This window comes from Streptomyces sp. NPDC057638, from assembly GCF_042800315.1.
GTDB lineage: Bacteria > Actinomycetota > Actinomycetes > Streptomycetales > Streptomycetaceae > Streptomyces.
The window spans coordinates 1-11,964 of sequence record NZ_JBHVHF010000254.1; the positions used below are offsets into that span (position 1 = coordinate 1).

12 protein-coding genes are annotated in these 11,964 nt (G+C 72.8%); 5 read left to right on the forward strand and 7 right to left on the reverse strand.

Annotated features, from left to right (window positions below):
* The first annotated feature begins 156 nt into the window (after window positions 1-156).
* Window positions 157-747: a tellurite resistance TerB family protein gene (locus ACFVIM_RS26765; RefSeq protein ID WP_384306243.1), complete on the forward strand. Its 591-nt coding sequence runs from the start codon at window positions 157-159 to the stop codon at window positions 745-747.
* Window positions 748-1,022: 275 nt separating this feature from the next.
* The gene (locus ACFVIM_RS26770) at window positions 1,023-2,072 is read left to right on the forward strand and encodes an LLM class flavin-dependent oxidoreductase (RefSeq protein ID WP_384306215.1); all 1,050 of its coding nucleotides are present in this window, start codon (window positions 1,023-1,025) and stop codon (window positions 2,070-2,072) included.
* Between the two features lie 132 nt (window positions 2,073-2,204).
* Here the strand turns inward: ACFVIM_RS26770 and ACFVIM_RS26775 are convergent, their stop codons facing one another.
* The 4 genes from ACFVIM_RS26775 to ACFVIM_RS26790 all read right to left on the reverse strand — a co-directional run bounded on the left by ACFVIM_RS26775 (window position 2,205) and on the right by ACFVIM_RS26790 (window position 7,346).
* Window positions 2,205-3,596: a glutamine synthetase family protein gene (locus ACFVIM_RS26775; RefSeq protein ID WP_384306218.1), complete on the reverse strand. Its 1,392-nt coding sequence runs from the start codon at window positions 3,594-3,596 to the stop codon at window positions 2,205-2,207.
* Window positions 3,597-3,702: 106 nt separating this feature from the next.
* Window positions 3,703-4,902, reverse strand: a complete 1,200-nt coding sequence (locus ACFVIM_RS26780) for a cytochrome P450 (protein WP_384306221.1) — start codon at window positions 4,900-4,902, stop codon at window positions 3,703-3,705.
* Window positions 4,903-5,475: 573 nt separating this feature from the next.
* Window positions 5,476-5,805, reverse strand: a complete 330-nt coding sequence (locus ACFVIM_RS26785) for a hypothetical protein (protein WP_384306246.1) — start codon at window positions 5,803-5,805, stop codon at window positions 5,476-5,478.
* Window positions 5,806-6,128: 323 nt separating this feature from the next.
* The gene (locus ACFVIM_RS26790; RefSeq protein WP_384306224.1) at window positions 6,129-7,346 is read right to left on the reverse strand and encodes a GDSL-type esterase/lipase family protein; all 1,218 of its coding nucleotides are present in this window, start codon (window positions 7,344-7,346) and stop codon (window positions 6,129-6,131) included.
* A gap of 163 nt (window positions 7,347-7,509) precedes the next feature.
* On the opposite strand from ACFVIM_RS26790, the gene ACFVIM_RS26795 reads away from it, so the two are divergent.
* Window positions 7,510-8,613: a PP2C family protein-serine/threonine phosphatase gene (locus ACFVIM_RS26795; RefSeq protein ID WP_384306227.1), complete on the forward strand. Its 1,104-nt coding sequence runs from the start codon at window positions 7,510-7,512 to the stop codon at window positions 8,611-8,613.
* Window positions 8,614-8,682: 69 nt separating this feature from the next.
* Here ACFVIM_RS26795 and ACFVIM_RS26800 read toward each other — a convergent pair whose 3' ends face one another.
* From ACFVIM_RS26800 to ACFVIM_RS26810, 3 genes are all read right to left on the reverse strand, one after another.
* Window positions 8,683-9,195: an FBP domain-containing protein gene (locus tag ACFVIM_RS26800; protein ID WP_384306229.1), complete on the reverse strand. Its 513-nt coding sequence runs from the start codon at window positions 9,193-9,195 to the stop codon at window positions 8,683-8,685.
* A gap of 118 nt (window positions 9,196-9,313) precedes the next feature.
* Window positions 9,314-9,547: a hypothetical protein gene (locus ACFVIM_RS26805; RefSeq protein ID WP_384306232.1), complete on the reverse strand. Its 234-nt coding sequence runs from the start codon at window positions 9,545-9,547 to the stop codon at window positions 9,314-9,316.
* A gap of 5 nt (window positions 9,548-9,552) precedes the next feature.
* Window positions 9,553-10,242 (reverse strand): TNT domain-containing protein, encoded by a 690-nt coding sequence (locus tag ACFVIM_RS26810; RefSeq protein ID WP_384306234.1) that lies wholly within the window; start codon window positions 10,240-10,242, stop codon window positions 9,553-9,555.
* Between the two features lie 250 nt (window positions 10,243-10,492).
* Between ACFVIM_RS26810 and ACFVIM_RS26815 the strand changes: the two genes are divergently transcribed.
* The gene (locus tag ACFVIM_RS26815; protein WP_384306237.1) at window positions 10,493-11,053 is read left to right on the forward strand and encodes a DinB family protein; all 561 of its coding nucleotides are present in this window, start codon (window positions 10,493-10,495) and stop codon (window positions 11,051-11,053) included.
* 137 nt (window positions 11,054-11,190) lie between these two features.
* Window positions 11,191-11,961, forward strand: a complete 771-nt coding sequence (locus tag ACFVIM_RS26820; RefSeq protein WP_384306240.1) for a methyltransferase domain-containing protein — start codon at window positions 11,191-11,193, stop codon at window positions 11,959-11,961.
* Window positions 11,962-11,964 lie beyond the last annotated feature (3 nt).

The window sequence follows — 11,964 nt, forward strand, 5'->3', positions numbered from 1 at the left end:
GGTTACGGGGGGCCGAAGGGCGCGCGCGGGGGACCGGGAGCGGATGACGACGGAACGGCACGGTCCGGGAACTCTCCGCCGGGTCCGTACGTTGCCAGGATGACGCGTGACCCCGCGCGTCCGGTGACGAACGACAGACAGACCGAGGTGGCACCAGTGGCGATGTGGGACCGCATCAAGGACCAGGCCAAGACTCTCCAGCAGCAGGCCCAGAGCGGGTCCAGCGGCTCCGGTGGACACGGGCACTCCGGTTCCGGCGGGCACGGGCACGCCCCGGCCGGAGCGGCGGGGCGCGGCGGGTCCAAGTCCAAGGCCGAACTGGTGGGCCTGTTGAAGTCCCAGCTCACCTCGCTCAAGACGGAGCTGAAGAGCGGCGCCTACCGTGACGCGAGCATGGCTGTCTGCGCCCTGGTCGCGGCGGCGGACGGCCATGTCGACCCGGCCGAGCGGCAGCATGTGGAGTCGCTGATCCTCTCCAACGACGTGCTCCAGAACTTCCCGCCGGAGCAGCTGCGCAGCGGCTTCAACAAGCATGTCAACGCGCTCTCGGCCAATGTCATCCGCGGCCGGGCCGAGGCCCTCCAGGAGGTGGCGAAGGCCGCGAAGAAGCCCACCGAGGCGCGGGCCGTGGTCCAGACCGGCCTGGTGATCGCGGGTGCCGACGGCTATGTCTCCCCCGCCGAGGAGCAGATCCTGCGCGAGGTGTGCATCACGCTCGGCCTGGCCCCGGCCGAGTTCGGTCTCTGAGCCACCCGGGGTGAGACGGGTGCGCTGAGCCGGGGGCGGTGAGACGGGTGCGCTGAGCCCAGCGCCGGATCACGAACGCCCGGCCACGCGCGCCGCCATGGCTCCACCCGGCTCCCCCCGCCCCCGTACTCCGCTGGGTACGGGGGCGCGGTCCGTGGTGCGGCGGACCCCGGCCCGCGCCGCCGCGTGGGCACCCGCCCGATGGGTTCACCCAGCTTGGCCGGAAAACGACGGGACCCATGGCGGGGCCGGGCGGGCGTTCCCACAATGCCCGCATGAAATTCAGTTACGCGCTGCTTCCGGACCACTCCGTCGAGGAGTCGCTCTCCACCATCCAACTCGCCGACGAACTGGGCTTCCACGCCTGCTACGCGGTGGACGAGACCTGGCACAAGGATCTGTGGGTGCTCTTCGCGGCCGCCGCCGGACGGACCCGGACGATCCGGCTGGGTCCCAGTGTGTCGCCGATGCTGCTCCGCGAGCCCACCCATGTGGCACAGGCACTGGCCACCCTGGACGAGCTGTCGGGCGGCCGGGCCGAGGCGGTGCTGTCGAGCGGCAATGTGGGCCTGCTGGAGCAGTACCGGATCGACCCGGCGGGGATGCGGCCCCTCGCGCGGACCAAGGAAGCGCTCCATGTGGTGCGGACCCTGCTGGACGAGGGCGCCATCACCTTCGAGGGTGAGTTCTACACCTACGACGGACTGTTCACCTTCGCCCGGCCGGTGCAGCGACGGCTGCCGCTGAAGCTGGGCGGAATGCGCGGACCCCGGATCTTCGAGGCCGCCGGGGAGTTCGCGGACGGCTGCCACCACGCGCTGAGCTACACCCGTGAGGCCTACGGCTACATGGTGGAGCATCTGCGCGCCGGGGCCGAGCGGGCCGGGAAGGACGTGGACTCCCTCGACATCGGTGCCTGGGTGGTGTTCGCGACCGCCGAGGACTCGGCGGTGGCCCGGGAGGCGGCCCGCAGCATGGTGGGCATCTACGCGACGGCGATGTCCGAGGAGCAGTTGCGGCGCAACGGGGTCGACCCGGCGGAGCTGCGGCCGGTGGTGGACGCGGTCCGGGCCGGGGATCTGGCCCGGGGCATCGAACTGACGACACCGGAGGTGGCCGAACGGCTCTCGGTCTCGGGCACCCCGGAGGAGTGTGTGGCCAAGATCCGCGACGAGATCGCGGTGACCGGGGTCAACCATCTGATCTGCGCCGTGACGGACCGTACGCTGGTGAAGGCGTTCGCCGAGCGGGATCTGCCGCGGGTGCCAGAGGCGCGGGAGCAGCTGCGGCTGATCCACGAACGGATCATGCCCGCCTTCGGGTGACGGAACCCGGTGGCGGCACCCCGGCCGAGCGCCCCGGCGCGGCGCACGGACCGGCGGTGCCGCGACGGTACGGCAGGACTGCGGTGCCGCGCCGGGGCGACGGCGGCACGGCGGAGGGCCCCGGCGGCACGGTCAGAGCGTGCCCTCCCCGTACATCAGGTGCTCCCAGTCGGTGACGGCGGCACAGAACCGCGCCCACTCGTCCGACTTGCACGCCTGGTGGAGCGCGGCGATCTCCTCGCCCAGCGCGCCGTGGACCACGCTGTCCTGGGCGAACGCCGTCAGGGCCTCGCCCAGGGTCAGCGGCAGCGCGGGGAACCGGTCGCCCGGGTCGGCGCCGCCTCCCTGCGGCGGACCCGGTTCGATCCGGTTCTCCAGGCCATCGGCGATGGCGGCGAGCAGGACGGCATGGGAGAGATACGGGTTGACCATGGCGTCCGGCAGCTTGAACTCCAGCCGTCCGTTGGCGGACAGGCGCACGGTGCAGGTCTTGTCGTCCATGCCCCAGTCGATCCGCCCGGGGGCGAACTGGCCCGCGTCCCAGTACCGCTTGTACGAGTTGACGGTGGGGCCCATGACGGCCATGGCGCCCGCCGCGTGGGCCAGGATGCCGCCGAGGGCGTGCCGTCCGGTCTCGGAGAGATGGAGATCGCGACGGCCGGGCTCGGCCAGCACGTTCTCCTCCCCGCGCCAGAGGCTGAGGTTGTGATGACAGCCGTTGCCCATCACTCCGACGGCGGGTTTGGGCATAAAGCTGACCGTGACACCGAGTTCGCGGGCGACCTGGCGGCAGATCTGCCGGAAGGTGAGGAGCCGGTCGGCGGTCAGCTCGGCCCGGTCGTACATCCAGTTCAGTTCGAGCTGACCGGGATCCTCGTAGTCACCCTCGATCATGTCGAGCCCCATCGCCGTGCCGTAGCCGATCACCTTCCGGTAGACGGGCCGATTGCGCTCCAGCATCTCCACCTGGTACGCGGGACTGGCGTCCGGGCGGTGCGGCACCTCCAGACCGGGTCCGGTCCAGGTGGTCTCGGGCTCACAGCCGGAACGCAGCACGAGACCGGTGCGCTCGGTGAACTCCCGGTGACGCCGGATCAGATGGCCACGCACATCGGCCGCGAACGGCTCCCCACCGCGCTCGGACTGGTGCGCGGGCTCATAGAGGCGGCAGAGGAACCGGCCGACACCGGTGTCCCAGGGCAGTACGGCGAAGGTGTCGGGATCGGGCAGGGCGGTGAACTCGGTCGCCCGGGGGCCGCCGCCCAGGAGGGTGCCGCCCCGGTCCGTCTGGAAGTCGGCGGCGACGGCGCGGTGCATCTGGACCCCGTTCTCCAGATTGCGGAGCAGATGCACGGCCGGGACCACCTTGCCGACGGCCCGGCCCCCGACGGTCACCGCCTGGTAGTAGAGGAACTCCACGCCCGCCGCCGCGATCCGCTCGCGCACGGCGTCGACCGCGCCCCGCTCGGAGTTCCGTTCGCGGTGCCGGTCGAGTGCGGTGGTACTCGGCGTACGGTCGGTCATGGGACACCTCACGGAGATCTGACGACGGGCCACGGGCAGCGGACCGCACTGGGCATACCCATCGGCGGCCCCGTCCACCGGATGACCCCGGAGGCGGCCCGCCGGGTCAGGGGCCGGGGGTGAAGGTGAGCGGCAGTCGTACGGGTCCGGTGTTGCCGGAGTCGGGGAGCCAGACGGCGCCGTCGGCGAACCGGGGATCGCGCAGGCGCCGGGCGAGCACCGGCAGGGCCTCGGCCATGTCACCACGGGCGACGAAGTGGCCGAGGCAGTGGTGGACCCCGCCGCCGAAACCGAAGTGCGGTGCGCGCTCGGCGGTGATGTCGAAGGAGTACGCGCCGTACACCCGGGGGTCGGTACCGGCGGACTCGCTCCAGAGCTGAAGAGTGGTCCCGGCCGGGATGTCGACGCCCTGGAAGGTGAAGTCCTCCAGCGCCTCACGGGTGACCCAGCGCACGGTCGGGTTGACCCGCATCACCTCCTCCACCGCCCGGGCGCCCAGCTCGGGCCGCTCGGCGAGCAGCCGCCACTGGCCGGGATGGCGGACGAAGCACTGGAGGGCCAGACCGAGCTGGTTACGGGTGGTGTCGAAGCCCCCGAAGATCAGCAGCACCAAGCCGTCCCGCAGTTCAGCTCCGCTGAGGCGGTCACCGCAGCCATGGACCAGCCGGGAGACGAAGTCGTCGCGCGCCCGGCGCCGCCGGTCGGCGATCAGTTCCTCGGCATAGGCGCTGAGCACGGCGAGCGCGCCCTCGATGCGGTCGAGGTCCTGGCGGATGGTCACCCCCAGGGCGAGGCCCAGGACGGCGGACTCCCGGGCGATGACCGGCCACTGGGACTCCGGGAGGCCGAGCAGCACGGCGATCACCCGGGCCGCGTAGGGCTCGGCGAAATCCGCGACGAACTCACACCGCCCGCTGGGGGCGAAGGCGTCGGTCAGCTCGGTGGCCAGGCTCCGGAACCGGGGCGTCAGCGTGGCGGTGAGCCGGGCGGAGAACGCCGGGTTCATCAGCCGCCGCAGCCGTCGGTGCTCCGCCCCCTCCTGGTGGAGGATCCAGCTCGCCCACCAGTCGGCGAGCGGCCCCTCGGTGATCCCGTGGTGAGCGGGCCAGGCCACGCTGCCCTGACGGAGCAGCGGATGCTTGAGCAGGGCCTCGGTCTCCGCGTGGCGCAGCACGGCCAGTCCGTAGCCGGTCCGGGCGTACCAGGAACTCTCGCGCGCCTGGCGCACCGCGTCGGAGGTGATCGAGAACTCCGGGGCGCTGACGTCGAAGTAGGGCACGGCTCCCGGTGTGGCACTGTCCGTCATGGGAGCCTCCGGCTCTTGGAGCGGATGGTGTGAGCCACAGGGTCCGGAGCGGGCACGGGTTCGTCAAGTACGGGAGGAGGATCAGGCCCCGATCACCGACCCCCGGAACACGCCGGGCACCCGGGCACCCGGGCACCCGGGCCACCAGGCTCGACGGCCGCCCGCCGCGGATGGGGCACCTCCGGCGCCCCTAGACGCGGGTGGGGGCACCTCCCGCGCCACTAGGCGCAGGTGGGGGCACCTCCCGCGCCACTAGGCGCAGGTGGGGGCACCTCCCGCACCGCCAGACGCAGGTGGGGGCACCTCCCGCACCGCCAGACGCAGGTGGGGGCACCTCCCGCACCGCCAGACGCAGGTGGGGGCACCTCCCGCGCCGCTAGGCGCAGGTGGGGGCACCTCCCGCGCCGCTAGGCGCAGGGGGAGGGAGAGCCGTGCCCCGCACGCGAGCCCCGGCCAGCCCCCGCCAGCCCCGGCCAGCCCCGGCTCGGTCCGGCTCGGTCCGGCTCGGTCCGGCTCGGTCCGGCTCGGTCCGGCTCGGTCCGGCTCGGTCCGGCTCGGTCCGGCGGGGAGACATTAGTCGGCCTCTTTCTCCATGACCCGGCGGGCGGCCTCGCTCTCCGCCGCCGGGACCGACAGTTCGTCCAGTGTGTCGAGGTCGGTGTCCCGCCGCAGCTCCTCCTCCCACGCCGCGGCCAGTTCCTCCTGCCGCTCCCGGGGGTGGCGTTCGACCTGCTCCCGGTGCGCCGGGCTCAGCGCCTTCAGGAATCGTCCGACAGTGTCGTCCAGCATGCCGTTCTCCTCGCTCCTCGGATGGTCGGCGCGGGCGGCGGTCCATCCTCCGAGCCGCGCGGTCAGGGAGCCGCACGGTCCGGGAGCGGTCGTTCTCGCACCGATGACCAGCATGCTCACGCTGGCGCCCGCACCCCGGCGCCACCACCGGGACAGAGCCGAACGGAGGGCCGGATCGCCCGCCCGCCCGGGCCGAACGTCACCGCGCGTCCGCCTGAGCGGACCCCGGGCGGCCGGGCGGCACGGTGCGTCACCCTCGGGGCACACCGGTCGGCCTGTCGGGGCGCCGGGTCCGTGAGCCGGGCCCGGCGATGGCGCTGTACCTGGCGTGAGTGGCGGACCCGCTGGAGGGGCCGGACGGGTGATCGCACACCCGTCATGGACGCGGGTCCCGCCCGGCCCCGCGCCTGGAACCTGTCCGGTCCATCAGACAGGCCCTACCCGCCCGGCCCCCCGAACGGCCCGTCCGCGCCGAAGGCCAGCGCGGCGAACCGCTCCCCGACGCGGCGGTGCGTGGCGGTGTCGGGATGGAGCCGGTCCGGCAGCGGCAGTTCGGCGGCGTCGGCCTCCCCGTACAGTTCGCGCCCGTCGAGGTAGTACAGCCGGGCGTCGTCGGCCGCGCGCCGCTCGACCAGGCGGGCCAGTTCGTCCCGTACGACGGTCAGGGTCAGCTTCCCGGCGGCCCGTTCGGCGGGATCGCCCGTGGCGCGGAAGCTGAGCCTTCCCTCGCCGATCTCGCTGAGGTCCGGGGCGCTGGGGCCGGGGGTGTCCTCGTGGATCGGGCAGAGCAGCGGCGAGACGACCAGCAGCGGGGTGGTGGGATGCCCCTCGCGGATGGTGTCGAGGAAGGAGTGCACGGCCGGGGTGAACGCCCGTAGCCGCATCAGATCGGTGTTGACCAGATTGATACCGATCTTGACGCTGATCAGATCGGCCGGGGTGTCCCGCAGGGCCCGCGCGGTGAACCCGTCGAGCAGCGCGCCGCCCCCGAAGCCGAGATTGACCAGCTCCACCCCGCCCCGGGCGGCGGCGAGCGCGGGCCAGATCGCGGTGGGACTCGTGGCGTTCGAGCCGTGGCTGATCGAACTTCCATGGTGCAGCCAGACCCGCCGCTCCGGCACCGGCGCCTCCTCGACGGGGGCATCGGTGCGCAGGGCGACCAGCTCGGTGATCTCGTTGTGCGGCAGCCAGATCTCGATGTCCTTCACCCCCTCGGGCAGCCGGGGGAACCGTACGGTGCCGACCGGTCCCGGCCGTCGCTCCTCGGCCCCGGTGCTCAGGTCCACCCACAGCACATGGCCGCCGTCCACACTGCCCTGCCCGGCCAGCCGTCCGTCGACGACCAGGTCGTACACCCCGTCCGGGCGGGGCGGAGCCCCCTCGTAGGCCATCGTGGTGCGCAGCGCGTCCAGCTCGACGGCGGTGGCCCGGGTACGGAAGGCCAGCCGTACCCCGGACGGCTGTGCCTCCGCCCTGGCCAGTTGTCCATCGGTGCACTGGGCCCTCGCCCGCGCGGGCAGCCGGTGCGGCAGGACCCCGTGCGCGGTGGGCTCGACCTCCAGCGCGCCGCGCAGCAGCCGTGCGGTGACGGGGGTGGTGGTCCAGGGCCCGGCGGCGGGGCTGGAATCCGGGTCGGGGCGCGCGGAAGCGTTCATGCCCCCACCCTGTCAACCGGACGGAGGCGGGGACAACCCTGACCGGGTGCCCCGCCGGGCGCGGGGCGACCGGGCGGGAGCACGGGGGCTCCCGCCGACGCCGTTGTCGCCCTGGGGAGTGTCGGAGCCGCTCCGGCGGCCGCCCGTGGCGCAGAGTGGATCAGTGGGTCAGCAGCAGCGGGGCCGTTCGAAGGCCCGTCGGTTCATCCGGGTGCTTCCGGCGTTGATGATCGCCGCCGGGGTGGTGTTCGACCTCACCGCGCCCGCCGAGTACACGGGCGTGCCCATGCTGACGGCGGCGCCCCTGATCGCGGCGCCCTTCTTCGGCTGGCGCCCCACCCTGGCGGTCGGGCTGGTGGCGCTGTTCGTCGTGATCCGGCTCCATGTCCTCAGCGACACCGTGGGCGCCCCGCAGGCGTACACGGAGACCATCACCGTCGTCACCGTCTCCGCCCTCGCGCTGCTGATCAACCGGGTGGTGCGGCGCGGCGGCCAGCGACTCGCCACCGCCCAGGTCGTCGCCGAGGCGGCGCAGCGCGCCATCCTCCCCGTCCCCTCCGGACGGGTGGGCGGCATCTCCGTCGCCGCCCGCTATGAGGCGGCGCTGGCGGAGGCCTTCGTCGGCGGGGACCTCTTCGCCGTGCAGGACACCCCGCACGGGCTGCGGCTGCTGGTGGGCGATGTCCAGGGCAAGGGGCTGGGCGCGGTCGCCGAGGTGGCGGTGGCCATCGGCGCCTTCCGGGTCCTGGCGGACCAGGAGGAGTCGCTGGTGACCCTGGCGTCCCGGCTGGAGGAGGCGCTGAGCCGTGAGGCGGCACGGCTGGGGACGGTACGGGCCGGGGAGTCGTTCACCACGGCCGTGGTCGGGGAGATCCCGCCCGGCGGGGGCCGGGTCGTGCTGGTCAACCGGGGCCATCCCGAGCCGCTGGTCATCCACCCGGACGGCGGGGTGCTCCGGCTGGATCCCGCCGAACCGGCGCTGCCGCTCGGCCTCAGCGGCCTGATCGGCCCGGGCGCCGGGCGCGCGGACACCTATCCCCTGCCGCCGGGCTCACTGCTGCTGCTCTACACCGACGGACTGACCGAGGCCCGGGACTCCGCGGGCGTCTTCTACGACCCGGAGGAGCGGCTCAGCGGCCGTTACTACACCCGGCCGGACGACCTGCTGGACTTCCTCGTCACCGATGTCCGCCGTCATGTCGGCGGCCCGGCCACCGACGATATGGCGCTGCTCGCGCTGCGGGCCCCCTCGGAGACACCGGAGTGACCCCCGGCCCCGCCTCCGGGCCCGGGGGATCCGGGCGCCACGGGAGGGGGACCGGGGGGAGGGGCGGGATCAGCCCGCGGTGACCTTCGCCAGGAAGGAGTCGAGATGGGTCAGGGTCCGCGCGATCTGGTCCTCCAGGCCGAGGGTCTCCTCATACCGCCGGGTGCGCATCGCGGGCTGGCGCTTGCCGCGCAGATAGAGCGAGCAGGCGAGGTCGGCGCAGATATAGCGCCCGACCGAGTTCCCCTCACGGCCCCGGGGGCCCGCCAGCGGCGCCACGAAGAGCGAGACCCCGGAGGAGGCGTGCCCGGTCAGGCAGAGGGAGCAGAGGCTCGACTTGACGGCGCTGGTGCTGGAGGTCGCGGGCACCCTCAGCACGATGCCGACGGGCCCGGCGGAACCGTCGGCCCCTGGTGTCACGATCACCGCCCGCAGCGGCGCGCCGGGGTCGATCCAGCCGAGGAAGTCGAGGTCGTCCCAGTCGAGTTCGGCGAATCCGGTGGGCAGCCGGATACGGCGGGCCTCGCCCTTCGAGCAGTTCACCAGGGACGTTCGGATGTCGTTTTCCGTGAGTGGTTCCACCCGGCGGACCGTACAGAGCCCTGACCAGCGCGGTCATCTGGTTTTCCCCGGTGGACGGTGACGTCCTCCGCGGTACGGGGGTGACCGGTCGCACCCCGGCCCCCGGGCGGCGCGGCCCTCAGAGCAGGAGCTTCAGCAGATGGGCGCAGGCCGTGGACTCGTTCCCGTACCGCGCGATGACCTGATGGGCGCCGCGTTCATACGCCCCGACCTCCCAGCCCCCGTCGCCGGACCGGCGCAGGAACAGGAAGTCGGGCGGGGTGGGGGTGGGGTCGTGTACCCCCTCGATGCGGTAGTAGCCCTCGGCCACTCCGGCCGCGCGCAACGCTTCCCGTGCCTGTCGCCGGTCCATGGCCGCTACTGTGCCACGGCGGTCAGGTATCCCCGCTCCAGCAGCCACTTCACATTGAGCCGCTGGCCCTGGCCCGGGTCGAGGAAGACCGGGTCGAGCTTGATCTGCTGGCCCCCGCCCGGCTGCTCGAACCAGGGGGCGATACCGCCCTGCCATACCCAGAAGGGCTTGGCCACCTTGTAGACCCGGTAGTCGCAGGGGGTGGCTCCGTCGCGGGTGTTGAGGTTCTGCGGCGGCAGGGCGCGCTCGGCGTAGGAGTCCCCGGCGGGGGCGAGATAGCCGCCGAACTCCGAACCGAAGCGGTCGAGCCGCTGACCCGCCCTGAGCTTGGTGGGCTCCTTGTCGACCTCGCCGTTGACCACGGCGAAGCCGTCGTGGGGCGGGTACTTCCAGCTACCGGTCTGCGCCGGGCCCTCCCAGTACTTCGTGAGGAAGGCCGACCGCGTCAGCTCGCCCGTCCGCTGCCAGCCCTTCAGCAGCGGCCCCACGGGCGCGGTCTTCTTCTTCGGCAGGTACTTCGGGCCGAGCCGGGCGTCGTCGCCGAAGGCCCCGGTGCACGGCTGCGGCTTCACCGCCACGGCGGCCGGGCCGTCCCCAGTCCGGGGCTGGGGGTGGGGCGCGGCCTGCGCCACGGGGGCACTCATCAGCCCGGCGGTGATGCCGAGCGCGGCGAGCACGGTGGCCATGCGGTTCATCCGGAATCCCTTCACTGAACATGATCATCTCGGTGGAGCCGACGAAGGCTACCCGCCGCCCTCCCCGTCATGGTCGATTTCCGGCCGGTGCGCGCGGCCGCCGCCGCGGCGGAGTGACGTCGTGGACGGACCCGCGCGGACGACCGGCTGACACCGCTACCGGGATCGGGCTCGGGTGTCAGGGCCACCTACCGTTCAGATGCGGGAACTCAGTCGTGGGACCAGGTCATGGCCTGCGACGATGCGATCCATGAGCGAGCGAACCACACGATGGACCCAGGCAACTGTCTACCCCGATATGTGGGCGGACCCGGACAGCGACCCCCGTCACCGCGAGAGCTCCGGTCCGGATGGCGAACTCGCCACCCTCCAGGAGTACCTGACGGACTACCGCATGACCCTGCGGATGAAGTGCGAGGGCCTGGACGCGGAGCAACTGGCCCGCCGGTCGGTCCCGCCGTCGACGATGTCGCTGCTCGGCCTGGTCCGCCATCTCGCCGCGGTGGAACGGGACTGGCGCGACTGGCTCACCGATGATGAACCGCTGCCCAGGCTGTACGGCGCGCGGGACGCCGACTTCGAGGGGGCCGTCGCCGACCCGGCCGTGGTCGACGCCGCGTACCGCGATCTGGAGCGCGAACAGGCCGCGACCGACGCGGCGCTCGCCACTCACCCGGACCTGGGCGCGCGCGTCGGCAGGGACCGGATCTCCATCCGGCAACTGCTGGTGCACCGGATCGAGGAGTACGCCCGCCACTGCGGGCACGCGGACCTGTTGCGTGAGTGCGTCGACGGCAGGGTAGGACAGTGAACCGGGCCGGGCTCCATGGCGGCTCGCGCTGACGGCCCGGCCGGTGGTCGCGGAGTGAATTCGCCGTCCCACTGCGCGTCAGCGGTCGCGCTCCTATGCTGACTCCGACGGTGGAATCGACCGGGGGAGCATGCCGCATGAGGGCAGCGGACAGAGTGGCGTCGTTGGGGAAGTCAGGGGTCAGGCGACTGCTGGGACGTGCGGGATTCGACATCGTCCGCAGCACCGACAACCTCGGGGGCGTCGACGACTTCCTGCCGTTCGAGGCGACCATGCGGGCCGCACGGGCGTCCGGGCTCTCGGTCGGTGACCATATCGACGAGGTCATGAACGGCACGCCCGGCGCCACCCAGTCCACCATCGACCAACTCCGGGCCCTGGGTGTCTACGAACCCGGGCCGAGCACCGTGCTGGAGATCGGACCCGGGTCGGGCCGGTATCTGGAGAAGACACTCAAGGAGTGTTCACCGGGCCGCTACGAGATCTACGAGACGGCGGCGCCCTGGGCCGGCTATCTCGTGGACACCTTCGGCGTGGTCGCCCAGCCGACCGCGGGGTCCAGTCTCTCCCCGACGCCCGACGGCAGCGTCGACCTGGTCCAGGCCCACAAGGTCTTCAACACGGTGACCTTCCTCTGCGCCTGCCGCTACTTCTTCGAGATGGCGCGCGTCACGCGCCCCGGCGGGCGCATCGTCTTCGACGTCATGTCCGAGACCTGTCTGGACCCGGCCACGGTACGCACCTGGGCGACGGAGGGCGGCTCGGGCCACGACTCCTTCCCCGCCGCCCTGCCCCGGCGAACCTGCGTGGATCTCTTCGCGACCCTCGGGTGCGACCTGGAAGCCGGCTTCCTGGCGCCGATGGGGGTCGCCTCCACGGAGGTGCTCGTCTTCAGGAAGGCCGCCTGACCC